This window comes from Marinobacter sp. L-80 (genome assembly GCF_056859395.1).
Map to the genome: position 1 here is coordinate 1 of NZ_JBSXOI010000024.1, position 24,184 is coordinate 24,184.

A 24,184-nucleotide genomic window follows, 5' to 3' on the forward strand; every position below is an offset into this window, starting at 1 on the left:
TGATCGGGTCATCCACCATTCACACATCTTTATGCTGGGAGGAGAAAGCTATCGGCTGAAGCAGAAGACAACAAGCTAGACTATGAAAGGTGGGTCAATTTTATTGGCCAAAGGTGGGTCAAAATAAATGGCCATTGACAGCGGAGAATGAGAAGTTACGTGTGGAAGCAATGGGGCCGAAGAGGGTATCGTGAACTGAGAAAGCGGGGCGTCCCGGTCAGACTGGCTTGGAACACCGCCAAATCAGCTCACGGCCCGTGGCGGCTGAGTCATTCGCCGGCACTGCGACAAGCCTTACCGGCCCGATTGTTCCGGAGCTATGGACTGCCGGAGCTGGCAGTACGGTAACGGGTTGAATCAAGTCACTGAATCGCCGTGGTACGTGATCCGTATGCCCGGTGATGTGGGAGGAGGGGCATCGTGAGGTGCCTCCCTATCCCGATTACCCCTAGTCTGAATGTTCGCTTTGCGACCTCAGCGTGCTTAATCTCCCGGAATCTCGGCGACAAAAAAGGTCCGCTTCTTATCAAAAAACGGACGTAGCCTCGATTTCAATTGAGGGCTCTGCCCTCTCGCCGCAAGCGGCGATTCGCCCGAGGTATTTAAGGACCAGCGATTTTATCGCCGGATTCTGGCGCACGGCGCTCTCTCCGATACCGATAGCGTTGGCGACTTCGCCACGGTTTAGCTGGCCCCGAAAGACGATTTGCTTTAAATCGTCATCGGTTTTCGTAGCGGCCCAACGCTGAAAGGCAACAAGGTTTTCGCGAGCTTTTTCTTGTCCGTTAGTCATTCCCGATACTCAACGCTTTTTCAAGGGCATCCACAAAACCGTTTCTGAGGACAACCTTGCCGTTTTGGTCCTTGATGCTGCCGCGTTCTGTTTTAGTCCAGCCCTTTAATTTAAGGGACTCCTCAGAGATGGCGTCTCTCAATGCATCAATCTCGTGACTCAACAGGCTCGGTAACCTCGATTCAGATTTGTCTTCAGCACCCGCTCGGTAGTCAATTTCCAATTTCTTGATCGATGCAAACCTTTTATTTTCGGCCCTCAATTTACGGACCTTCGAAATCAGGTCGAGTATGAGGAAGCGGTGAGTTTTATTGCTTACCTCATCAACCCAATCGTACTCGCCCGAGGGCGTGGTCTGTGCTTTGATCGCTTTCTTTTTCTGGTCTCCAAGCGCCTGCCAAGCCTCAATGACCGCTCTATAATGTTCTCCGGTTTTGTTTCGGATGGTCTGCTCGCTAGGAGCGCCACGACTGGCCCCAAGCTTCGCAATCGTTGAGATTTTGAAATCAACCGAGCCTGACTCATGATGTTCCTTGCAAACGGCGTGAAGGGCCTCCAGGGACTTCCTGGAACGAGAATTTTTCAGTTGGCCCAGTATGGCCTCGTAGACTTCGTTCGGTTCACTCATTGCAGCTCTCGATTTCTAGCGGGAATTTCAAAGACCCGTTCATGGCTGACTCGATCTCTTGGCGCACATCACCTAGCTGTAGTGGTTCGGCGAGATCTTCCAAGGTGATTTGCCCATTGATCAACTGGTCAGCGACGTGCCAGTTATTCTGTGTCACTTGCATAATCAGCCGGACGACCTGATTGGCAGCTTTGAGCTGCTGATCCTCGGTCAACCGAAATATCGCGGGTGCAATCCCATTGGTGTCCGCCAATTTGTCGAGCATCTGACTGAGCAGGGGGCGTGCTCTGGAGGCACTGGCGCTCTCGTAAATCTCAGCGTTGGCACAGACCTCAGCGAGCAACCGAAATTCGCTGCTTTGCTCCTCCAAATGCATCTCCATTTCCACGTAATTGCCGCTGACGATCAGCTGGTGCTGGCCTGTCTCGGAGGTCTTCAGCAGTTCGGTAGATTGAGAAATCAGGCGGTATAAGTGCTGGAGATCCGTGAGAAGCATGTCGAGCTTTTTGGCTTTTTCCTCATACGCCGAGGTGATCTTTTTCAGCGTTCGCTCTTTACCAAAAAACTGTCCCGAAGACTCGGCATCGTACCGCTCGTCATCGAGCGTCTGCCTTTTTTCTTCGAGTTCGTGGTATTCATTGCGGGTGACATTGATTTCCAGAATGATTTCGTTGGCAATGGCCGACAAACCGCCCAGAAACGCCGGGCCGGTAATGAAGAAGCGGCACTGGGGACAATTTCGAGTCCCAAGGTAGCCATTGGGCACGGGCGCGTACTGTGCTTCAACCTTCCGCTCAACCAGTGCCATGCCACCTTCGTCACACTTGTTGCCGCTCATGGGGCAGATTCCGAAACTCATAAGTTGGAAGGCTCCAGAGGGCCAATTAGGTGTCAGACACTGATCCATGATGCTTCGGTCTGTGGCGATTAATTCCGGACGCGCCTCTTCGATTTTCTTCTGGAGGATGAGGTCTTCGTAACGATAATGACTCTGCTCAAGTGCCCGTTTTTCAGCCGCCGCTATCTCCAGCCGCATTTTGCTGGCTCCTACCTTTGTGTAGTAAATCGTCATCACCAGAGAGGAATGACCAACCAGCTTTGAAATCACGGCTATGGGCGCTCTGCCGTCGACAATGTAGGCAGTGATAAGGCTGACGCGGAGAGCATGAGGTGTAAATTGGCTCTTGTAATCCACGCTGCTCTTTTTTTCGATTTTCTCAGCGAGGTCCGCGCCTGGCCTCTGACTATGGAACAACAGAGCAGGCAGGGTTCGTGTAAACGCGGTTGTCGTACGCATGGGCGACGCCTTCTCATCACAGGCGTGTGAGGCCGGGTCGCGGAACAGGAACGATTGTTTACCGCGCCTTTTGAGGATGTCTTTGTGTATCCTTTGCTGCGGGTTGATTTGCGTCCACAGTGTCAGTTCTTCGATTGGGTTGTATTTGGATTGCCACTCCCGAAGCTGGATAATCCAATACGCCAGATCTTCCGGCATGAACGGAATATCGTAGCCGCCCAATTTCTTTCCGGTTTTGTTCGTCGTGATGTAGGCGCTCAACTCACCGTCATTGTTCCCTTTCTGAATAAAGCCCTTATTCCGCTTTCGGGTCGCAAGCGGACTTGGATTTTCGATCCAGTGAACCTTCCCATCACGCCATAACGGAACGAATTCATCTCCCTCTCCGCTGTCGAGCCAACAGATTTGCTGTCCTCGCAACGGAATGGATAGCAATGTGTAGTTTGCGACAATTTTTACGGGCGACCATAACTCGTGCATCTCTTCAAAATAGCGCTTGCGACCTCGCTTCCGCTCTTTTTTGACCACTCGATAAATGCAGTTTGGGTCATTGTCATCAATTAACTGTGGATCAACCCCGAACCAGCAGTCTTCGAGGAAGGGATGCAATTGATAGAGATCGCGAAACGACGTCGCCTCTAGCGGAATCAGATGCTGCTTGGCTCGTACAATGGCATCCATGGGCAATGGAGGCTTGTCTGATTCACTGCGCTTGTAACTGGGTAACTGATCTAACAAACCCTTGAGAACGGTTCTAAGAGGATTGCGGTAGCCGGGCAGAACTATCAACTCACCGTTCTCGTCCTCGTCAGAGCAATAAGTCTCCAAAATCCACTCGAAAAAAGCGGAACAGGCGTTATGCCGTGGTTTTTTTACAGTATCTGCGGTGACATTTATGAAGTTTTCGTACGCTCGCTCATCAAACGGGATATCCCTTGACAGCATGGCTCCCGGGTCGTCAACCAAGCCCAGCTTGTCCACGTAAAATCTAAGGAGTGCTCTCAAATGTGAGTATTTGTTGGATTGGCCTGTACCAGCCTCTACATAACACTGAATGGCTTTCCAAAACTCGGGGTATTTGCTGGTCAGTTCTCGATTAATGGCGTTTTCGTTGCCCAGGAAGTGAGGCCAAGATATCCAATGTTCGGAATAAGTTTTATTCGGCTGCGATGGCAACTTCGGGTCTTTTTCGTAGCCCCTGAAGTATTCCGCACCTGTTTTTAACCCCAAGCATTGAGCGGCTTCGGACGCCTCGGCGAGCGTCGCGTACCTCTTAACGGGGCGCTCAATGCCAAGGTAGCTGTACCAATCATCCCAATCTTCGGCATAGAAGTCGAAGGGACTTACTGTCAGCTTCGGGTCTTGTTTGTAGCCCTCGTAGAATTCCTTCTGTGTTTTGAATCCCAAGCGCTGGGCTGCTTCGGACGCCTCGGCGAGCGTCGCGTACTTTTCTTTGGGACGCTCATTGCCAAGAAAACTGTACCAATCAGCCCAATTTCTGCGATACATTCCGTCGGGATGGCGTGGCAGCTTCGGGTCTTGTTTGTAGCCCTTAAAGTATTCTGTGGACGTTTTGAATCCCAAGCGCTGAGCGGCTTCGGACGCCTCGGCGAGCGTTGCGTACTTCCCATCGGGGCGTCCAGTGCCAAGGAAGTTGTACCAACTACTCCAATCTTCGGCATAAAAGTCGTTGGGAGAACCTGGCAGCTTCGGGTCTTTTTGGTAGTCCTCATAGTATTCCGCCTGTGTTTTTAACCCCAAGCGTTGAGCGGCTTCGGACGCCTCGGCGACAGTGGCGTGCTTCTCACTGGGGCGTTCAGTGCCAAGGAAGCTATACCAATCATCCCAATCTTCGGCATAGAAAACAGAGGGTTGTGATGGCAGCTTCGGGTCTTTTTGGTAGTCCTCATAGTATTCCTGCTGCGTTTTGAACCCCAGGCGCTGAGCGGCTTCGGACGCCTCGGCAAGCGCCGCGTACCTCTCGGGGCGCTCAACGCCAAGAAAGCTATACCAATCATCCCACTCTCCGGCATAACTTCGTTGGGGATTCGATGGCAACTTCGGGTCTTTTTGGTAGCCCTCATGGTATTCGGTGCGTGTTTTGAAGCCCAATCGCTGAGCGACTTCGGACGCCTCGGCGAGCGTCACGTATTTTTCTCTAGGGCGCTCATTGCGAAGGAAGTTGGGCCAATCAGCCCAATCTTCGGCATAGTGTTTGTCGGGAGCTGCTGGCAGCTTCAGGTCTTTTTTGTAGCCCTTGTTGTATTCATCTCTTATTTCGAATCCCAAGCGTTGAGCGGCCTCGGACGCCTCGGCGACAGTGGCGTACTTCTCACCGGGGTGTTCAGTGCCAAGGAAGCTATACCAATCATCCCAATCTCCGGCATAGAGTTGGTTGGGATTTGCTGGCAGCTTCGGATCTTGTTTGTAGCCCTTCTTGTATTCCGGCTGCGTTTTGAATTCCAAGCGCTGAGCGGCTTCTGAGGCTTCGGCGAGCGTGGCGTACTTAGTTGCCATGAGTGAGTCCTTTCTTGATTGGAGAAATTAAGCCGTGCTCGGGCGACAATCTGCTCAAATGCGCACGCATCTGCTTATCAGTGAGTTCGGTGTAGACCTGCTGACTTTCTATCGATTTATGGTGTAGGGCGTTTTTAATGATCAGAGAATCAGCGTTTGCATCAGCCAGAGCTTGCCCATACGAGTGTCGGTGGGCGTGTGCTGTCGTTCCCGCTTCTTTTGAAAACGGTAAACCAATTCTCTCAACGGCTCTTTTAAGCGATTGGTTATAGCCTTTGATTGAGTGCGGAGCGCCTGATTGCGTCGTGAATGCAAACGGATGTTTACCGCCATCGGGGTATCGCTGGTAGGTCAGGTAAAGCCGCCAAAGGTCGTTAAAGGTTTCACCAGCACTTCTTGGAAACCACCAAACCTGAAGAAAGTGGCGACTTTCATTGTCCTCTTTGGGCGCTTTCCAACCTGCATGCAGCGTATGGGATTTCGAATATTCAAATCGCGGTTGCATCCCATACTTGTTGAGCAACTCTTCGCGCCTGCTGGGGCCGTTTGGACGGGGCCGCCCTTTATCGGGATGAAAAATTTTGACCAGTGCGGTTCCGTCCTCCCACGGCACGACATCTTCTACCCAAAGGTGAAAGCACTCGCTGAGCCTGAGTCCGCCGTAATGCATCAGCATGGTAATGAGCACATTCTTCAGGTCCAGGCGCTCATAAACTACGTCGCTCGTTTCAAAGCCATATCGCGTAAGGCCATTCCACAAGAGGTCGTCAATTCGTCCAGGAGGAAAGCTTTTCTTACCCTCACTGCCGTTAGAACGCGACACCGTCCTGGGCATAACCTTCCGGAAATAAGCAGGGGCTGGTTTGTTAGCCCAAAGGTGGGAAAGAAAAGCCCGCCGTTTCTTTTGGTAGAAGGCTGCGAGGCCCATCCACTCCTCGTAACGAGTCGGTTTCACCGTTGGGTTTATCTGAAGCTTTTTCTCTTCATACTGCTCAGAGAGCCAGTCTGTGTATTGTGTTATCAGGCTGATTAGAAAGTTCGCGTCCTTATCCTCGCGTGGTTTCCACCGCAGCCAACTCGGATCGCTACCGTCCTCGCCAATCGTTCCGGTGTAGAGGCTGTTTGAAAACTCCTGAAACAGTTGGTGAGGAGTTTCAAAGCAGTCTTTATTCTGATTCGTGTAATCGATGAGGAGTCGAACCGCAAACGCGCTCCTGTCTTTCCAGCTCCGAGATTTGTATCGATGAACGATCAAATAATCCAAATAACTTTTCAGCAAACCATCTTGGGTGACGATCACCGGAAGACTTATCTTCGTCCCCGTGTTGTCTACTTTGATATTTGCCTCTATACAGACGCTGTTCAGCACGCAATTTCCAATTGGTAAAATAGTATGTTCGTAATTCCACTATATATGCATGTATGCTCAAGAAAAACCAGATTTCGATTTCTGGCATAGGTTTTTGATGCTTTTTAGGATATTTTTTCTATTCCACTAATGGATCGATTCAGGCTCGCTTCTACTGGCCAGAGATTCCTTCGGTCATTGGCAAATCGTTCACGCTCGCTGCGCGACCATTCATTTGCTCCTCTTTCCCAGGCCCAGGCCAGCGGCACCACATGATCAATATCGATGTTGGAAGCGTTCTGAATCACCTTACCCGTGAAGGGACTGATCCACCGTCCTGACACGACTCGACAGCGCTCGTCATCCGCAAAACGCACAGGCGTGGTGGAGGTGGCAATTAACGCCTCGGCACGGCTGTCCTGACAATCACCGTCTTTATCATCCCAGCCGTGACCGAATTCAGACCGGTCGTAGCCATCTGCATCGCCACCAGCTCTAGCCCCAGGAACCGAAACCCCGCTTGGCAACCTGCCGCCTTCGGCAAGACAAAGATCGAGCGTTTCATAGGCCTCATAGTTTTTGGTTCGGTCATACCAGGCACTCTCAGGTGGATGACAGAGACCACTACTCGACCGCTTGATCAGATCAGCGTGGACTGAGAACGCCAGAACAAAACTCAGACATAGAAACCAACCAGGCTTCCAACAACTGCCCCGCAGAACCATTTGCTACCCCTACTACCCTCATTAGGCGCTTCTGGCTCGTCCTTGTGCCTGATACATCTCCCTGATCGTATTGCTGCCACGCTACGCAGATTCGTGAACGTTGCCAACGTGGCATACACTCTCAACCCGGAAAGTTACAGGTTTCATACGACAGATTGTGTCGTCGATAAAAGATAGGAGCATGGAATGCCATTTACGCCGTTTCATATGGGGCCCGGCATCGTCATTAAAGCCCTCCTTCAAGGTGGATTCAGTTTGATGGTGTTCGGTTGGTCTCAAATTGTGATGGATTTGCAGCCACTCTTTGTGTTGCTGACCGGCGAAGGGCAACTTCACTATGGCATCCCCTAATTTGTTATCCCATCGAACGACGAGGATATGAGGTTCCGATCCTAGATCCTTTTCCGCCAGGCGCCTATCGCATACTGCTCTTATAAGCGTTCGAGATATTGTTTTTACAAGCTTTTTTAAAACCATGGTTTGCAATAGGAACTCGCTTTTGAGTCAGGGCAGCACACTTCTGCCGCATAGATCACTCTACTGCTCTCGTATCTGAAACAAAAAACTACGCCTACCGACCAACCTAAATTCACTTAAGCCAGCGAGACTCTGCTCATATTCCAGCCCTGCCCCATTGCTCCGAAGATACCGTTTCGTCTTACAAGAACCGCAGTCAGCAACAAATCCACTAGGTTTTTGATGAATAACTTTAACGGATCCGGCACAAACCGGGCATTTCTGGAGCGCCACAATCTCTTGGTGCCTCCGACCAAGATCAGAAGCTTGTGCCGCAGCATTTTCGCTTGCCAGTGAACGTTCCACATTTGAAAGATCTACCGGGGACAAAGCCTCAAGAACTCTGATTTGGTGTTTTTCCATGCTTACCGCCAGCCCTTTAACGCTCTCTGCCACCTCTAGGGACCTGGTTGGCACCTTGATGATTGGGCGACCGTATCCAAACACCAGCTCTCTCTGCAGTAGCTGATCAACCAGACGACCAAATCTCTCGACGCCATACGGATCGAATGGAGATAACTGCACCCATGCGCTATCGGAAGCAGCTTCACCGGAGTAGAAACGATCGTCACTCAAGTTTGGCCAAGCCAATATCCTCGCGGAAAGGCGCTCATCATTCTGCTCAGCTGGAAAGCCCTCCGGGCGGTCGCCCAATCCCATCCAAGGTACAACCTCAAGCAGAACTCGCTCTGCTCTGTTCGAGTCATCTAGTGATAAAAGTAACTGCCAATCAAGGCCCACCTGTCTAAGCTTGAGATTAAGACCCGCCCAATTGGATGAAAACTCAGTTCCGAGATAAGGGGTCAAAGCATGGCGAAGAACAAGACCGGCATATCTCGAATACGTCCGATTCAGTCCCTCATTTCGCTCTCTTCGTTCCTCAGGCGTTGGTCTTTTGCCACCAATGACATTCCTCAATTCGTTCCAAAGGATCGGTAAATGGCGGTAATGCTGATCATGGCTCAGAATATTCGTAAGATGGAGCCCATCTCCGATCTGTGCGGCGCGACTCACCAATAGGTAAAGGCCTCGCTGCTTAAGGCCACGGACTATTCCCAGTGCACTCTCTAGCTGCTCAAGCGTCTTCGCGAGCTGTTCGGACGCTTTGCTGGTTGAATCCTGCGTAAAGGCCTTCCCCCAGAGCCTGCAAATCTCCTGGGTCAGGCGATGATGCAGGTCATTAGCTCCGTAGAACTCCAAAGCCTCGCTAACAGCAGACTGCAACTGCCGTAGCGTACTGACACGTTTACTCAGGTATTGTTCTATCTTGTCGAGCAACCGTGCGTAAACTCGGTTCTCGTAGATATTAAAATCATCCTCGCTGAACCGGGCCTTGACTCTCTTTGGTATCACTCCGGACAAGGTCTGACGTTGCCAACATTCAGAATGCGACGCGAGGTGAACCAGCGCCCCCTTGGCCAATCTCTTCGCTCTTGCGACATCTGTGACTTCATCTTCATAGTGAAGATCCAGTCTTGGCCTCATCGATATCTGATGAAGGTGCCCTGCCTCGAGAATCTTAAGCAGTTTCGAGTCGAAAGAGTTCAGATGGCTATCTTCATTGACCACGCCCTCAGGCATCAATGGAGAGACCAACTCATCCTCATTTTCGATGCTTGAATCAATCGTATCTAGTATGCGCTCGAATAATTCTACCTTCTGGGCTAAAACCTTGGCGGGCAGCCTGAAGGATTTCCTCTGGCCATCGACGAGGGCGATGTCGCTACCATCGTCGACCAAGAGTTTACTCGCTACTGCATTCACATTGGTTTGATCACCCACCTTCGTTCCAGTTAGGTAACGGCCGGATTCAATAACTTCGGGCAAATGCCCAATACGTTGGCCTGTCAGCCGATCCACCCACATTAAAACCCACCTTCCTTGCGCTTGATGTCTTTCTCTAGCAGCTCCAACGACGTAATCGGTGCACTTTCCAAGCCCGATTGATTCCAGAATGCCTCCAAAGACGCCATTAATTTGCGGACCGAGTCTGCATTTACATCAAAGCGACCAGTCACCTTGCCCTGGCGCATTACCCTGCTTGCGAGCAGATGATCCAAAGCCTCTCCACGAGTTGCTCCAGATGCCATCATTACCGGAACAAACCTCAGCGCCTGTTTTTCGAACCGGTTGCCCCAACCCAAGCCGAAATCACTCTCAAGCTGTCCAGTGAATTCGTTATCCGTCAACTTACCCAGCAAACTTTTGACCGAAGGTGCATGCTCCTTACAGGCTTTATCGAAGACGTTTTGTAACGACTTGAACGAGTAGCTCGCAGGTTGATAATCCCGGATCTCAAAGCTGTGGTCCTGCTTTGGTAGCGTCATTACGTGGGAGCGGTCGTATGTCTTATCTGCCAGCTCATTCGTCGTCTCATCGTGGTTTGCCGTGCCAATAAACCAGACATTTTTCGGAACGAGAATTTGACGACCGTCTCTCAACATATCGGGAGCCCCGGGCAACGCCGTTTCCGAAAGACTAATCAATCGCTCGTCAGGGTTATTCTTTTCGAGAGCGGATAGAAACTCCGCAAAATATTGTTCAGGACGTGATAGGTTCATCTCATCGAGAAGGATTACGTTACAGGTATCCTGCCAGTGAGGGGTCTGTGCCTTATACAAGGCCTGCAAGCAATCCTTCTCATAGAAGCGGCGCTCAAACGCATTAAAATGACCCAGCAAATCATCCCGATCTCTCCACCCGGCCTGAACCGCTATGTCCTGACAGAAACCACCCATCGCCTTCGCGAAGGCCTTTGCAAGACTGGTCTTGCCGGTACCACTTATCCCTTGGAACACATGCAACTGACTCATCGCTAAGCCACCGAGAAGAAGTCGGATATCCTCGATGGGATAAAACAACTCCACATTCTTCTCAGCTCGGGCGATCCGGTGCCGAAGTTCATCAGCAAAGTTCTTCAAATCTGGCACATGTTCCAGCTCGATACTCGCCTGGAAGGCTTTATCAGCGTCCATATGCGACATCGCTGGGAAGGATGTTTTCGCCTTTTGCGCATTGGTCAACTGATCGATGCGACTCTCAAGATCGTCAATGTGAACGGACAAAGTATTCTTATGCGATTCAAGAACACGCTTTTCGCGGGCGATGGCCTCAAGCTCCGTCGCCGCCACGCGCTTGACACTCAATTCCCGACGAGCTTCGTCAAGGTCCGGGCGCAGGGCAGCGATATCTCGCTCAAGATCCGAAACTTTGTCACGTAAATACTGGTTATCACGCTGCAATTCTGCGGTGTCAGATTCTTCAAGCTTCCTCTTGAGGTCCCTATTTTCGCTTTTCAGGTTTTCAAGGCCCTCAAGAATTTCATCCGGAGTTCTCTCGCCTAGGGCATTGCTAAGCTCTTGCAGATCGTACAATCGCTCTTTCAATTCCTGGGTCTGATCCCAAGCTTTATCACGTTGTACTGAAATTTTTTCGAGCTGCCGCTCGAATCCAGCCCGCTCTTGCTCCAATTCGGTCGCGACCTCTTCTTTGATTAAAGCTTGGGAAGATTTAAGTTCCGCCCACTCCCGCTCCAGTCTGCCGCGCCCTCGTTCCAGTTTGGCTTTTTCCTGACCAAGCTCCTGTTCGCGCTGATCAAGCAGTCTCGTGCGCTCGGCCTCCGCCTCCGAGCAACTATGTTTGATTTCCAACAGCTGCATCTCGGCTTGCCTGATCTCATCGGCTAAAGCCCTCTTCCGATTTTGCAGCTCTTCAAGATCAGCCTCTCTCTGCCTCGCCAACTGCTGCTGCTGTGCTTCAAGCTGTTTAAGAGATCTCTCATTTTGCTCGGCAAATCCTGCCTCGGCGTTTGCCTCTCTCTGCTTCAGGGATCGCTCCGTACTCAGTAGCTCACTCTTCTTGGTGGCCACCTGGCGCTCGGCCTCATCCAATCCAGCAGTCCGCTGCTCCATGGAGACCCGCTCTTCCTCGATGAGTTGGGCTTCGTCTTCAAGACGCTTTCTCTCAGCCTCATTGTCCTCGCCCAATTTACTGGCCTGCTCCCATCGCTCGAGATACTCATCATTGAGCCTCTCCTGATACTTGCCAAGCTCTTTACATACATCCGCGAATCTTTCTATCCATCGGACGACGGGAGCCGTGTCGTCAGCCTTCTGTAATGTATCCAGTACTTTCCCAAGCCATTCTTGGTCAACATCAATATCCATGCTGGAGCCAAAGGATTGGTATACCTTTGACGCATTCTCGAACGAAGCCGTCCACATCGGGATATATTTTTCTAGTGACGGTGCCTGACGAGCTGAACCTGCTGATTTATCTGGCACTCCTTGAGCTGAGCTGCGCTTATTTCCATTTCTCTTAGCCATTACATCCAATCCTTAAAGCATTCCGTGAAATTCTTTGCGTACTCAATGTTGTCGATCACTGATTCCTGAGAAATCTCTTCGATCTTCCGTTTGTTAAAGCGACTTTGTGCGTGACCACCCTGGTTGCGAAGATCCGCCAGCTTTAACAGTTTTGCTATCTGCAAATCCTCGTCTGACAGGACCTTGAGGGGATGCTGATCGTCAGCTAAAGCTCCCATTCCTGCCGCAAACAGTAGCGCCTTGAGAGAACTAGTTGGGTTCTGGCATGCTCGGATTACTTGACGCAAATCCTGCCTCGCCAATGATCGAGTAACCCCGCTATTGAAAGAAGGAATCCCCAGAGCACCTAACAATCGTTCATTCAAACTCCAATCTGGCTTTCCAGAGTTCGGCATCTGGCCAATATTTGCCGGATAAGTCTTAATCAACCACTGCATGACAACCTCAAGAAGCTTCTGGCAATCGCCGAGAGCTGCCTCCAGGTCTGAGTCCCAAACCACGCCTGACTCTATCTTTCGCCTCCACTTCAATAACCTCGCAAAGTACCGTCTAATATCTGGCTGTGATTCCACCCACGAAAACTCAATCAAGATATCGAGCTCAGTCCTCTTCTGTATTTCTCGCAACCACTCCTCGTTGGTCAATGTGCCGGCTTCGGGAACTCCAATTAGTTTCGCCAGGTATGTTCGAAGATTCGTATCAGATTCCAGCAGTTGCCTCAGAGCATCCTCAAGCCACCAAGCATTTTCCCGCAGACCAAACGGATCTTTGACCGACCAAAGCTCGTCACCTTCCTCGTCACCGGTCACCCAAACCACAATTCTTGCCGTTTCGGGGGATTCGTCGAGGCGCTGAACGCCTTGCAAACGCACATATTCAGATGTGGCCTGCAGTCCGCCCAATTGCTGGCTTGAGCGATAATCCTTTCTGTATTCCCGGTAGGCTCTAGCCAATAAATCGTTATCGAGGCTGGGAAGGTTCTGTTTGTTTGCTCTGGCAAGAAAAGGCCTAAACGTCTTGCCCGTTTTCCTCTCGATGGAAAATTCCGGAAACTTGGCTTGAGGGTCGACAGATTCGACCTGCTCCAGCCTCGTCACCATTCGAGGCCAGAAGTCTCCGGTTATCGCATCCTGCAACAGAAAACCGGCTTTGAGGTTAGTAGACTCGTCTTCCTCGTCATCCAGCAGTCTTTGGCCCTTATCGGTCAACTTATCCGCAGCCGACGTCAACCAACCGTTACTGATACCCTGTGCGACTATCAAGGTGATCAGTTCAGGGTGTAAGCCTGTCAATGAGGCAATATCAGCCTGCTTAGTGCGATTAGCCCTAATCAGTCCAAGAACTGCTCGCTGAAAAAGGTTCAGCTCGGGCTGGCGAGGCTCCGGGTAAAGGACTCGATGCACAAGGACCGGCCATAACACTGACCGAGATTCCGACCTCGGACGTTTACTGAACTTCAGATAGGTTCCGCTTTCAGCGAAAGCTGCCATACTCACCTCCGCATAATTGGTAGAATCCGGCCAAAGCGGGGACTGCTTCCTCGGCATCAGCATTGGTTGCCAGGCCTGCATCACCAACGCATATCAACATCTGTCGTTGTCGGCTCATTGCCACGTTCATTCGGTTTGGTAACCTCAAGAACCCGAACTGGCGGTTCAGTTGTTTTTCCCGCTCATCAGCATCCGCCCCCTGAACTTTTGAAGGCTGCATCGGTTGGTAGGTCCTTACGCAAGACAACAGAACCACATCAAACTCCTTGCCCTGAAAGGCATCCACCGACCCAACCCGAAGCCTTTCTTCCTGGCTGAACGACCCGTCCGTGTTCTGCTTTCTCGTCCATTTGAAATCGTCATGTGGCTCGTACCCGCTCTCTTGCTTCATCATCAGCGGCGTTCCATTGATCCTGGTCTGCGCCAGCTTCTCCATAATGAGATCCCGCTGAGCGGCATAGAACGTAATCACACCAACCGATAGGCTCTCTCCACCGGCCTCCATGACTCTTCGGACCTCATCAGCTACTCGTTCAGCCTCCGCCTCCCTGATGCGGCTCGTCCCCCGCTTACTTGCCTTTCCCTCTGCCGGCGGGACATTGATCCACTGACAAACACGATCCCGATAATGACTTCCCAGCTCTTTCATCCCACTGAGGAAGCGGTCTGAAAACAAGAAGTCCTCAGCGCTTCGACCAGAGTGAACCTTCCCAAGCCCTGCCGATTCATAAAAGTACTGACTCACGAAATCGCCGAGAACCGGGTGCATTCGGAATTGGGTATCGAGCATCACAACTCGCGGGTTTGTGTCCTGTCGTTCAAGGTCCTGAAGCTTGATTCTCAGTCGCTCAAACAAACTGGATCGGAATGCCTCAAGTTGCTGCTCCGAGAGTTGATGCTCCTCCTGCAGCTGCCCCTCAATATTTGGCTCCAACATGTGTGGCAACTGCCGGTCATCTCCTACTAATACAATGCGCCGCTTAGCCATCGCCATCGGGACAAACAAGTCCAGCGGATTAGCCCGAGCAGCCTCATCGACCACGACGGTTTCAAATTCGATTTCAGAACTATCAAACCCGGCCACCGATTTCAGACTGGCCATTTGCTGCCCTGCAGACTGCTGACAGGTGGCTCCCACTACCATGGAGTACTCATCCACAACGGATTGAGCTGCCTGACGATCGAAGCTGAGGCTATCCGAGAGCTGCTCAAGTACCCAGGCAACACCCTGCTTACGCTTCTGCACCTTGCTCTCGATCAACCTCTCTAGCTCGTTTAGCAATTCAAGACCTCTCTCATCAACCCTGAATCTCAGCTCCGGGGGGCGGTAGTCCGGCAAGTAGAGATCCAAAAGCCTGCTCTTCCAACTCGCCAACTGCTTCAGGCCTGATTCATCCGTCTGCTCTGAGTCAGCAAGATGTTCCAGAAATGAGAGAAGTTCACCGTCAGCTCGCGGATCATTTCGTTTCAGCCAACTCAGCAGATCCCAGGCTCGGTCTGGGCCATCGTCCTGAAACGAAGTCTCAGTCTCCCTCAGAGACCTGATTTTGCGGAGCACAGAGGGATCGCGCCCTACCTTTTTCCGTGTACTGTGATGACTGCTACGTAATTCGCTTACGTAGTCTTCCAGTTGCGCCTCTACGCCGGGTGGAACGAGGAGCCCATGGGCTTCAAGTTCCCTTACCCCGGTCAAGATTTGCTCGAGCTCATCAGCAAGGCGATCCGGCTCATATCCGGCCACCCGGATGAAGGCCAAAGCCTCAGACAATTCTTTGATCTTTTTGAGCTCAGGATACTTCTCGTACTCCGCCGCGACTTTCTCCTGAAGATAGCTAGTTTGTCGGTCCAACCACGGGTCAATCAGAGTTTCTTCGTCACCAGAACCACGCTTCCCCCCTACCCGTGTGGCAGGCAGACCCAGGACATCACTGCGATCCAAAGCGTTATCGACGGCATCATGCTGAAAGCTGCTTATCAGAACCTGTCCAGACAGATTCTGATCCTGAGACTCCTCGGCCAGGCGCCTTTGCAAAGCCGCAATCACCTGCGTTTTACCCGTACCGGGCGGTCCAATAACGATCGCCAGATCCGGGGTATTCAATGCGGCATCCAGAGCCTGGATCTGCTTCTCTGTTGGATTTCCACCCTTGAAAGTCTCCTTTGCATAGGATGTCAATCCATCAATTCTCCTGCGGCGGGCGGCGGGCACAGCAACACCCTCAAGCAGCCATTTCAACTGTGGCAGACGCTTTCCCGAATCAATGGATTGCTTGGCAGTAAGCCGGCGCTTGCCTACCGTTCGGTAACCAGCCAGTGACAGGTACAGCCAACCTTCCTTCTCTCGTGGCCGAACAGCTTTTCGATTAGAGGCGGGGCGAAAAACCAAATGGTCCGACTTGAATAAAATCGTGCCTCGCGGCGTATTAGCAGCGTTGCCCTGAGCTTCATCCGTAGACAACTCCTCCGTCCAATCCGGTGGGTTAACCCCAATATCCACCTGTGTGCTTGAAGGAAGATCGAGCCCCGTCCAACGGTCACGAAACTCTCGATAATCATCGGGAGTTCGCGGAATCAAGCGCCAGGCGTTCTCTCGCCCATCCTCAAATGCCTCAAAGTCTACAAACCTCAGAGAGCGCAGGGTCTCTGCCTGTTTAAGCGCGTTCTGCCACTCCTTGTCGTTGTATAAATTCCACAGCTCCAGATAACTCTCGTTATCTCGTAAAGTCGCATCCAGGATTGCCTGTTGAGAGCCACTGTTTAATGCAGCCGCCACAGAAGCATCCACGAAAGTGAAGTCTCCGGTCAGTAAGGAGAACGCACTGTTTTTCCGGACATGTCGGGTAACTCTCTTGACCAGCAAGACGCCGTCATCTCGTCGCTCTACATCTGCGCGCCACCCATCACCCAGCAGCTGAAAACCACCTTTTGAAGCACGATTCGAGAACCTGGCAAGGGTTAGCCAATGCTCACCTTCCGCATCCACCACAAACTGGGATTCAAACCAACGGCAGGCCAGGTCAACATCCCTTTCGACTATTTCCTGTTTGCTGTACAGGTCGTCAAGGATCAGCTCATCCAAGCCAAGTTCCAGCCCCATGGGCGAAACCTCAACTGGCGCGCAATACTGAACAAGCAACTGCCCTTTACGCGTTGTCGTGAGCAACCATTGCACCTGGTCTCTCTGGACAAGGCGTTCAAACAGCACTCGATCAACTGGGCTGCAGCTAATAATCACGCAGGCATCGCCCTGAATAGCCATCCAGTCATCATCGTATGGCTGGAACTGCACCTTGTGACCGGACTGAAAACCGCTCAAGTCTTCTTTACTCGTTAAGGTAAGCAGGTCCTCTGAAAACAGCGGAAAATCTTTAAGCTCCATAAGTCATCACCACCTGAACTGCCAGACGATGTGCTGATCTTGCAGCTCACCGATGTGAATCCAATAAGGCGTGTCGTATTTTCCCCGCAGGCTTTCTTTCAGCCCCTGGTAACTGTCTACCTGCTTTACGGTTTTCCCCCGCTGAACATGAACGGTGCCATTTGGCAGTGGACGAATCCCTAGCCCAGGCTCCGTATATTCCACTTGCAGGTGATCTTCAGGCCAGCGGTCATAACTAAATGTTGGCATCAGCCTCTTGAGCTCACGTTTATCACCGGGCTGCAGGACAACCTTCCTGCCCGTGGACACCCAGTCATCCGTCTCTGGAACAAACTCGTTTTCTTGTGAAGGGACAATAAACTCCTCAAATAGCACGAGGTTTTCATCAATGGCTGCCGGACAAAAAAAACACTCCGCCCCTCCAGCGCAATCAAAATCGGCCGGCAAAAGGTTGTGTCCGCCACAACTCTGGCAGAGAACCATTCGCTCATCGCTCTCGCTCAAAGCTTCTAGCCACTCTGCCATGGAGGGGCGTTCTGACGGATTAGCCAATCCATCCTCAAAACAACGCCGGAAAAGCTCAGGTAAACGGCTATGGTCGACTAACTCAAGAGGCAGGTTGCCTGAACACTCGTTGTCGAAATCCTCAGAATCGTTTATCCAGGGATGCTCGCCGCGCATGGCGGCCTCTTCATCTTCGGGCTCACCATCATTAATCATGTCGCCCTTGAACGGGTGATTGTGCGTCAACAACTGATAAGCAATGACCGCGAAACTCCAGCAGTCAGTGAGGCTGGACAGCAACGAGTCGCCCCGAACAACCTCAGGAGCACCGTAATCAACCGTGTGCAATGTCAGTCCACTGTGCGATTCGAGACTGATGTTGTCACAGTCGATCAGCCAGGTTTCTGCATGCTCAGCATCATCAGAAACAAAAATATTGGAAGGGGAAAGATCCCCATAAAGCATGCCTCTGGCATGGAGCTGGTTGAGCGTACGCGCTAGCTGGCAAAGAATACGCAAGCGCCTGCGAAGCCCTCCTTGCTTGAGATAATCCTCCGAAGCTTCTTCCCCAGCCTCAATGAAGCTATCCAATAGACTCTGCAACGGAACCAACCCATCCATTAGCTCCATAACGTAGCCGTTCCGTGGCGGAGCGAGCATGATTAAAGGCCTGGAGAGTTTGAGCGCCCCCAGATCCTGGCGAACCAACCACTCGATGTGCCGGCGCCATCGTCCAATAGCCTGTTCATCTTTATTGGTGAAACCTTTGACCAGCACCTCTGGATGGTTGGTGCGGTAGACAATACCCTGCCCGCCTCGACTCATTTCCTGAACAAGCTGATAACTAGTTCCCTTAGTATCCTGAACAAAGCGGGCTGCTTTCGGTTTGGTTGTCGTGCTCATGTGCTTAATCCATTCTGAAAATGCTTGCGATGGTCTTGTCATCGCCATGGCGTGGCGTGGACCACTGTTTTAACTCGGCCTCCAACCAGCGCTTCATTCGCCTTTTGCTACTGTGCTTCTGGCGTCGATAAATCGCGTGGAAAAAAGGCTCAAGCTGCTCCGGGATAAGGTCATCCGAGATTCCGTCTGTCATCAGAAGTACACCGTCACCTGGTGAGGTCAGTGTGATATCAGCACTGACGGCACCCTCGGTCTCGGCCTGCGCAAGCGTCGTTGTCTGATTGCCAAACCCGTCCTTCTGATCCGATAGAACCCGGAACTTGCCTTGGCTTCGGATAAGCATCAAGCCATCTCCCGCCTGCCCGACGAGCCCCTGCCCATCAGCATCAACCCACGCCCAGAGGCAGGTAGTCTCATAATCGCCATAGCGATTCGCGAATGCAGACCGCCATATTCGGCTCAACTGCGCGGGTACATCGGCACTGGTAGAGATTTTCAGATCGAGAACAACCTCGCGAGCCAGCTCAACAGCTCTCCGAGAACCGATATGGCTAAGGGGGCGGCTACCCAGTCCGTCAGCGACAGCAACAAAGCAACCTCCGCCACACCCGCGCACAGAAAGAGCATCCTGATTAGGGCAGCCATCCTGTTCGTGGGCGGGGCCCCTTACCGATGCTCCGGCCGCTAAATGCCTCATCAGAATTCCCAGTCCTCGTCATCGGCGGGAATCTGCAGCGGAGCTGACTGGTTTGGTTTAGCCGACTGACTGCGGGCATTAACACTCATGGTGACCGCACGGAAGAATCGGTGAATATCCCGCGCGTTCTCCGCACGAAAAAGCGGCGCTTCGGGGTCATTCGCAAAATCGCCCAGCATGGCTTCGTCCGCGTCCGAGCCAATTGCCATGGCAAACCGTGTTGCCTTGGCGGCACGTTCACCATTAACAAAACGTTGAAACGGTTCTTGCCAATCATCATTCGGATAGCCGTCGGAGATAAGAACCACCACCGGCTTGTATGCCCGGGAAGGGATGCTTTCCTTGTCTTCAATCAACTCGTTGGCGATGGTCAGGGCACCTCCGAGAGGCGTCATGCCAGAAGCCTCTAGCTGCGTGACACCCTCAATCTGATGGGCCGGGGTGAGTGGCAAAATCATCTCGGCGTTGTTGCCCCCAAAGGCAATGACCGAAACCTGAAGCTCCGCCCGAAGACGGCTCTCGGAGGCAAAGCTCGTGACCATGTCTTTCAGGCCGCGATTCAATGCTTCAATCTTGCCATCAACCGACATGCTGCCACTGGTATCCGCCAGCACGATAACTGGCAGCGGACGTGCGGTTTGTACCTGGAATTTTTTGAGTTCCGACATCTGTATTTCTCCTAAAGCTACTAAAGTTCTGCGTCTGAATTCTTTTCTATTTGTCTAATTGCGAGAAGCATGCCAGAAATTTAAATCGATATTTTTCAACGATCTAAAACAAGAAGGCTCTGATGCGAGCGGGGTGAGAGGTAGAACTATTTACTGAAGAGTAATTTTTCTTACCGTCACATCCTTGTGCTCTGCCTGGCACCCGTTGCGAAACTCGGGTGCCCAGCTTCCTATTTCGAAATGTGCCAAAGCTCCTTCAACCGAGTCACCGTGTGATCCCATTTAGACGCACGAGGCCTGGCCACAGAATTCTGGTTGCCGAACAACCCTACCTCGTTGACGGCGTTGGATTCTGAAACCTTGTGAAGCCAGTCCACCGGCACAAAATATTCCGCATCGTCTTCGCCGTACTCCGAAGCCAGGTTATATCCGCCCTGCAAAGTCATATCGTCGCTGATGAATTCGTCCGCCACCATCGGGTGGCCAGATACTTTTCCAACACCCACATACCCCGTGCCCGGAATGTTTACCCAAACCCTATCGCCAGGTTTCAGCATGAACACGGTTCTGCTGTACCAGCGTCCGCCACCGGCAGAAATAAACCCATATTCCGCCGCATCCTGCCAATTCCGTCCATCAGGGTAGGTTCCGAAGCTGACGTAAAACTCACCGTTCCATTCACCCCGCTGCCCTGTGTTGACTGCGCGCTCTTCCGTCTCCACAGGGTCAATCATCCATGACCGGCTGAGATACAGACTCTCTCCGTCACGGAACACTGAAAAGAAAACAGCATTTACCGCGACACTGGCTTTATCGTTGAGGTAGTTGATGATGCGCTCGGTACTCGCATCAAGTTCAGCGGCAACGATCACCATCTGGTGGGAGCTGTTGATTTCATCTTCTACTGGCGCCACACCGAATTTCGCTTTAAATGCCTGATCAAAGGTCTGATCTGGCAGACCATTATTTGCCGCGAAATCCGCATAAATCTGAACAAACTTCTCCGAAGACAGGTTTTCGACCCAAGAGGCGTAATCAATGGTTTGAGCAACCACATTACGAGGTGTTTTGTCCTTCTTGAGTTCAATAATGATGATGGAGCCGGTGGCATCAATAGCCAGAAGATCAATGTACTTGCCGAAGTCGGTATAAACTTGGCGACCAATCAATAACCAGTGATCGCTGAGGATGGAGATGTCTTTGGTGATCTGCGCTTCGAGTAGTGACTCGCTTTCAAGCGTCACCGTCGTCAGCGTTTGGGGCTTATCGCCAATCTTCCAGATTCCGTGCTGGACTGCCATCAATCTTGCTCCTCAATCAGATCTTGTCCGGCCGCAAAACCCACAGTGGGTTCCGACAGCAACGCCATGGTCATACCCAGAATCGCCTTCGCCTGAGAACGGGTGAATTCTTCAGTGCCGTGAGCACCCAAATGGCAGATGTTCTTGAGCTGTTCTCGAAGGCTAAACAGGCGCTCGATAGAGGTCATGCCCTTCCGTTCGCTGGAATGTGCCCTCTTGTTGGCAGAGGCTGATAAGTGCTTATCCTCGCGCATGGATTCGACCTGTTCGACAATGTGCCGACATTGCATAACGGCATCTTTGTAGTGCCCAGTTTCAATGAACTCCTGAGCTTTTGAAATCAAAGATGCCAAACCTTCAGACGTTGCCGGAAGCGGAACCTCGAACAGCAATGTGTTCCTGTAGCCCGCATTTTTTAATGCAGCCAACCATTGCTCTCTGGGTAAGGCTATATCCGTGCAATCAAAACTCGAAAGCAGCTCATCGCCCGATGCAACCAATGCCCTCAACCCTAGGTTCAATTTAAGATCTTTCTCCTGACGGTAATCCTCCAGGGCATTAACCTGTTCACGATTGAGTACGGTCTCAAATACAACCTGCTCATTACTTGGAAAATCGTGGCACTTGATCAAGCGATCAGAAGAAGGAATGGAAACCAATAGCGGTCTTATCGGATCAGCCAGGGAGACCGAAAGGCTTTTATCGAATATGACCATTTTGCTCTGGCAAGGTTGACGATTGCCCCGCATCACGAAGGTAAGGCCATATCCACCAGCGGCCTCCCGACCATGAACAGTCAACTTGTCGAATTCGACTATGTAATTTCCGTTGTGCCGGATCGGTAATCGCATCACTGTCTCAACAACTCCTATTTGACCAGCGCAATGATTTTTTCAGAAAGCTCAACCAGCTCTACTCGTTCAGCACCATCCTCCTCGAATTTCGAAGAACTGATGATCATTTCAGCGCTCATACTTGGCCAAAAGCGATCAATCACGTCATCGGGTTTCATCCCAACAGCATTGCCAATGATCTTTTTCGCGTCGCACGTATCCGTGTAAGTAACCACGGCGTTGGCTTCGACTCTAATCAAGTCTGGGCAGAGATAATTCTCAATCTCTCTCTTTCTTGTTGAATAGAAAGCTCGCCCTTGAGCCTCGACTTCAGCTTTTCGTTTCTGAATGGATTTGACCTGGGCAGGATCACCGCCGATATCTGAGTCCAGAAAAACGCACCAAGGCAGCCCAAGGTCATCGGCCAACTTGTGGGTTACCCAATGTTTTACATTTCCACTGCCACCCGTTTGAAGAGGTACTATCCGCGCGTCATCCAAGTCAGCAGTCGTGTGGCCCGCCTCTTTCAAAACCGTTGTAGTGTGTCTCAGGAAAGTCACATCCGACTTCCCTTCAACCAGTACAACGCCTTTGGCTCGCTCCATTCCCATCTCGGGCAATACTCCGAGGCTCTCAGCCGCTTCTTTCAGCACTGATTCGCTCGGCATTTTTACTGCGGGCACACCGTCAGCATCCTTGGTCACATAACGAATTCCCCCAACAGGGATCAAACCTGCCAGCGCAGGAACGTGAGTGGTAACAAGAATCTGTCGATTCTCTTGGTTTGCCAGTGAAAGCAGGGCTTTCATCAACATAATCTGGTAATTCGGATGCTGAGATGTTTCCGGCTCTTCAATGGCGTAAATCACTTTTCTCGCAGATCCCGCCACAGCCTTTTCTGCTTCGGCGCGGAAGAAGTTCAGTAATATCAGCCGGCGAACACCGCTGCCGCGCTTGTTGATGGGAATGCCGTTTTCACCGTCCAAAGTGAAATTAAAAGTCCATTTCGGCTTATCCTTGAATCGGGGGGTGAGCTCATTCGCCAGCTCTGGGGCCATTTCGCCCAGTTTATCCAGCGTGCGTGAGGCAACATCCAGCACGCTGTTCTCTATCTCCGCCTCCAGGTCTGTAATCCTTTGCTGTAAAGAAGCCTGAGCCTCTTTCACAGCTTGCTGCAGAGGATTCTTGGCCTCTGCATCGCCATCGCTGCTTTCTCGGTCGGCCTTGAACAACGCAAAGGTGGGGAGCTGGTCCTGAATTTTCCCCCAGACTGACTTACCTTCAGTAGACAGCCCTTTATCTACATCAACCAAGGTCTCGATGAGTTCAAGGGGCTGTGCACTTGCTCGAATGGCTCGGCGCCAGAGAGACGCTACTCTCTGATCAGCGACGTCTCCTTCGACCCCGCGTGCTCTTCCGAGCACTTTTAGGTCAGCCATTTTAGTACCCAGTAAATTACTCAAGGCCTCATCTGAGGGGTGCTGGCAACGGATATAGGTTTTATCCGGCTTACCCGATGTGGTTGCCTTGAAGCTCTTCACAATCTCGAGGCAACCACCCTCGTTTAACAGCAACTCATCGCCCAAAGTAGTTTCGACATTCTCATCAAGAATCAGGCGGTCTGGGAGTTCATCAAATTCACAGGCAATTTCGAAATGGGTATCCCCTGCCTCTAAACGAAAGCAGTTCATGTCATTTTTATCTGCTTTCGCACCATCAGCTTCGAAGAAGATTGCAAGGGCCTCTAGAACAGTGGACTTGCCGAAGTCGTTTCTGCCAACAATACCGGTCATGGATTCATCGACCGCCACAATGGTTGTACCTTGATAGCCTCGAAAATTCGTCAACTTTATGGACTTTAAGCGCATGGCTGATCTCCTTATCTAAAGTTTTCCCGTAAAGGCTTTCTGACTTAGAGAATCGAAACATGTAGGCAACTCAGCGCTTGAAGATATGACCTTCTCCATCATGCCTTTAAATTGGTTGGCGATCGCCACGTACTCGTGCTGCTTCTGAATCCCCGGCAACATGATGGGCAGATTTTTCTGGCGGGTAATCCCAAGGTATGCTCGCGTCGATTGGACTCCCTCTTTTTCGAATAACCGCTGAAAGTAATTTGAAGAGTTATGGTGATTTCTGGTGTATGGAAGCAGGTTGAAGGGGTGGCGTATCCTGTTGGTTGATCACCGCGACGATCACAACCAACAGAGGAATGATACGCCATGTCCAAGTCTAACCTGCATGCTCTTTCACAACCAGA

General features: G+C 51.5%; 17 protein-coding genes. 2 read left to right on the top strand and 15 right to left on the bottom strand.

The annotated features are described in order from the left end of the window. Window positions 1-10: 10 nt before the first annotated feature. On the top strand, window positions 11-79 hold the full coding sequence (locus tag AC13E3_RS00705) for a hypothetical protein (protein ID WP_348295699.1): 69 nt from the start codon (window positions 11-13) through the stop codon (window positions 77-79). A gap of 447 nt (window positions 80-526) precedes the next feature. Here the strand turns inward: AC13E3_RS00705 and AC13E3_RS00710 are convergent, their stop codons facing one another. The 5 genes from AC13E3_RS00710 to AC13E3_RS00730 form a co-directional block, all read right to left on the bottom strand. Then, window positions 527-793, bottom strand: a complete 267-nt coding sequence (locus AC13E3_RS00710; protein WP_011783462.1) for a hypothetical protein — start codon at window positions 791-793, stop codon at window positions 527-529. Then, entirely contained in the window at window positions 786-1,421 is a 636-nt protein-coding gene (gene gmtX / locus AC13E3_RS00715; protein ID WP_482901595.1) for a gamma-mobile-trio protein GmtX, read from the bottom strand. The genes AC13E3_RS00710 and gmtX overlap by 8 nt, the downstream gene beginning before the upstream one ends. Continuing rightward, window positions 1,414-5,235: a gamma-mobile-trio integrase GmtZ gene (gmtZ, locus tag AC13E3_RS00720; RefSeq protein WP_482901596.1), complete on the bottom strand. Its 3,822-nt coding sequence runs from the start codon at window positions 5,233-5,235 to the stop codon at window positions 1,414-1,416. Before gmtZ ends, gmtX begins: the two co-directional genes overlap by 8 nt. Further along, the gene (gmtY, locus tag AC13E3_RS00725; RefSeq protein ID WP_482901597.1) at window positions 5,225-6,604 is read right to left on the bottom strand and encodes a gamma-mobile-trio recombinase GmtY; all 1,380 of its coding nucleotides are present in this window, start codon (window positions 6,602-6,604) and stop codon (window positions 5,225-5,227) included. Before gmtY ends, gmtZ begins: the two co-directional genes overlap by 11 nt. A 104-nt stretch (window positions 6,605-6,708) precedes the next feature. Then, complete coding sequence (locus tag AC13E3_RS00730; protein ID WP_092033919.1) at window positions 6,709-7,308, bottom strand: HNH endonuclease family protein; 600 nt, start codon at window positions 7,306-7,308, stop codon at window positions 6,709-6,711. Window positions 7,309-7,494: 186 nt separating this feature from the next. On the opposite strand from AC13E3_RS00730, the gene AC13E3_RS00735 reads away from it, so the two are divergent. Continuing rightward, complete coding sequence (locus AC13E3_RS00735; RefSeq protein ID WP_175497427.1) at window positions 7,495-7,659, top strand: hypothetical protein; 165 nt, start codon at window positions 7,495-7,497, stop codon at window positions 7,657-7,659. A gap of 186 nt (window positions 7,660-7,845) precedes the next feature. Here AC13E3_RS00735 and AC13E3_RS00740 read toward each other — a convergent pair whose 3' ends face one another. From AC13E3_RS00740 to AC13E3_RS00785, 10 genes are all read right to left on the bottom strand, one after another. Continuing rightward, a complete protein-coding gene (locus AC13E3_RS00740; RefSeq protein WP_139216073.1) occupies window positions 7,846-9,690 on the bottom strand; it encodes a DUF2357 domain-containing protein in 1,845 nt (614 codons plus the stop codon). Continuing rightward, the gene (locus AC13E3_RS00745; RefSeq protein ID WP_092033922.1) at window positions 9,690-12,149 is read right to left on the bottom strand and encodes an AAA family ATPase; all 2,460 of its coding nucleotides are present in this window, start codon (window positions 12,147-12,149) and stop codon (window positions 9,690-9,692) included. The genes AC13E3_RS00740 and AC13E3_RS00745 overlap by 1 nt, the downstream gene beginning before the upstream one ends. Continuing rightward, entirely contained in the window at window positions 12,149-13,639 is a 1,491-nt protein-coding gene (locus tag AC13E3_RS00750; protein WP_092033925.1) for a hypothetical protein, read from the bottom strand. Before AC13E3_RS00750 ends, AC13E3_RS00745 begins: the two co-directional genes overlap by 1 nt. Next, window positions 13,623-17,018: a DEAD/DEAH box helicase gene (locus AC13E3_RS00755; protein ID WP_092033928.1), complete on the bottom strand. Its 3,396-nt coding sequence runs from the start codon at window positions 17,016-17,018 to the stop codon at window positions 13,623-13,625. The genes AC13E3_RS00750 and AC13E3_RS00755 overlap by 17 nt, the downstream gene beginning before the upstream one ends. Before the next feature lie 6 nt (window positions 17,019-17,024). Next, window positions 17,025-18,425 (bottom strand): protein kinase domain-containing protein, encoded by a 1,401-nt coding sequence (locus tag AC13E3_RS00760; protein ID WP_092033930.1) that lies wholly within the window; start codon window positions 18,423-18,425, stop codon window positions 17,025-17,027. 4 nt (window positions 18,426-18,429) lie between these two features. After that, window positions 18,430-19,122, bottom strand: a complete 693-nt coding sequence (locus AC13E3_RS00765) for a PP2C family serine/threonine-protein phosphatase (protein WP_092033933.1) — start codon at window positions 19,120-19,122, stop codon at window positions 18,430-18,432. Further along, window positions 19,122-19,790, bottom strand: a complete 669-nt coding sequence (locus AC13E3_RS00770) for a vWA domain-containing protein (protein WP_092033936.1) — start codon at window positions 19,788-19,790, stop codon at window positions 19,122-19,124. The genes AC13E3_RS00765 and AC13E3_RS00770 overlap by 1 nt, the downstream gene beginning before the upstream one ends. 230 nt (window positions 19,791-20,020) lie before the next feature. Then, a complete protein-coding gene (locus AC13E3_RS00775; RefSeq protein WP_092033938.1) occupies window positions 20,021-21,091 on the bottom strand; it encodes a PDDEXK family nuclease in 1,071 nt (356 codons plus the stop codon). Further along, window positions 21,091-21,942, bottom strand: a complete 852-nt coding sequence (locus tag AC13E3_RS00780) for a hypothetical protein (RefSeq protein ID WP_092033940.1) — start codon at window positions 21,940-21,942, stop codon at window positions 21,091-21,093. The genes AC13E3_RS00775 and AC13E3_RS00780 overlap by 1 nt, the downstream gene beginning before the upstream one ends. A 17-nt stretch (window positions 21,943-21,959) precedes the next feature. Then, window positions 21,960-23,792: an AAA family ATPase gene (locus AC13E3_RS00785; protein WP_092033944.1), complete on the bottom strand. Its 1,833-nt coding sequence runs from the start codon at window positions 23,790-23,792 to the stop codon at window positions 21,960-21,962. Window positions 23,793-24,184: the final 392 nt, after the last annotated feature.

Excerpts from the sequence above, each read along its gene's own strand:
- AC13E3_RS00710 (WP_011783462.1), bottom strand. The coding sequence starts at position 793 with ATGACTAACGGACAAGAAAAAGCTCGCGAAAACCTTGTTGCCTTTCAG.
- gmtX (WP_482901595.1), bottom strand. The coding sequence starts at position 1,421 with ATGAGTGAACCGAACGAAGTCTACGAGGCCATACTGGGCCAACTGAAA.
- gmtZ (WP_482901596.1), bottom strand. The coding sequence starts at position 5,235 with ATGGCAACTAAGTACGCCACGCTCGCCGAAGCCTCAGAAGCCGCTCAG.
- AC13E3_RS00730 (WP_092033919.1), bottom strand. The coding sequence starts at position 7,308 with ATGGTTCTGCGGGGCAGTTGTTGGAAGCCTGGTTGGTTTCTATGTCTG.
- AC13E3_RS00735 (WP_175497427.1), top strand. The coding sequence starts at position 7,495 with ATGCCATTTACGCCGTTTCATATGGGGCCCGGCATCGTCATTAAAGCC.
- AC13E3_RS00740 (WP_139216073.1), bottom strand. The coding sequence starts at position 9,690 with ATGTGGGTGGATCGGCTGACAGGCCAACGTATTGGGCATTTGCCCGAA.
- AC13E3_RS00745 (WP_092033922.1), bottom strand. The coding sequence starts at position 12,149 with ATGGCTAAGAGAAATGGAAATAAGCGCAGCTCAGCTCAAGGAGTGCCA.
- AC13E3_RS00750 (WP_092033925.1), bottom strand. The coding sequence starts at position 13,639 with ATGGCAGCTTTCGCTGAAAGCGGAACCTATCTGAAGTTCAGTAAACGT.
- AC13E3_RS00755 (WP_092033928.1), bottom strand. The coding sequence starts at position 17,018 with ATGGAGCTTAAAGATTTTCCGCTGTTTTCAGAGGACCTGCTTACCTTA.
- AC13E3_RS00760 (WP_092033930.1), bottom strand. The coding sequence starts at position 18,425 with ATGAGCACGACAACCAAACCGAAAGCAGCCCGCTTTGTTCAGGATACT.
- AC13E3_RS00765 (WP_092033933.1), bottom strand. The coding sequence starts at position 19,122 with ATGAGGCATTTAGCGGCCGGAGCATCGGTAAGGGGCCCCGCCCACGAA.
- AC13E3_RS00770 (WP_092033936.1), bottom strand. The coding sequence starts at position 19,790 with ATGTCGGAACTCAAAAAATTCCAGGTACAAACCGCACGTCCGCTGCCA.
- AC13E3_RS00775 (WP_092033938.1), bottom strand. The coding sequence starts at position 21,091 with ATGGCAGTCCAGCACGGAATCTGGAAGATTGGCGATAAGCCCCAAACG.
- AC13E3_RS00780 (WP_092033940.1), bottom strand. The coding sequence starts at position 21,942 with ATGCGATTACCGATCCGGCACAACGGAAATTACATAGTCGAATTCGAC.
- AC13E3_RS00785 (WP_092033944.1), bottom strand. The coding sequence starts at position 23,792 with ATGCGCTTAAAGTCCATAAAGTTGACGAATTTTCGAGGCTATCAAGGT.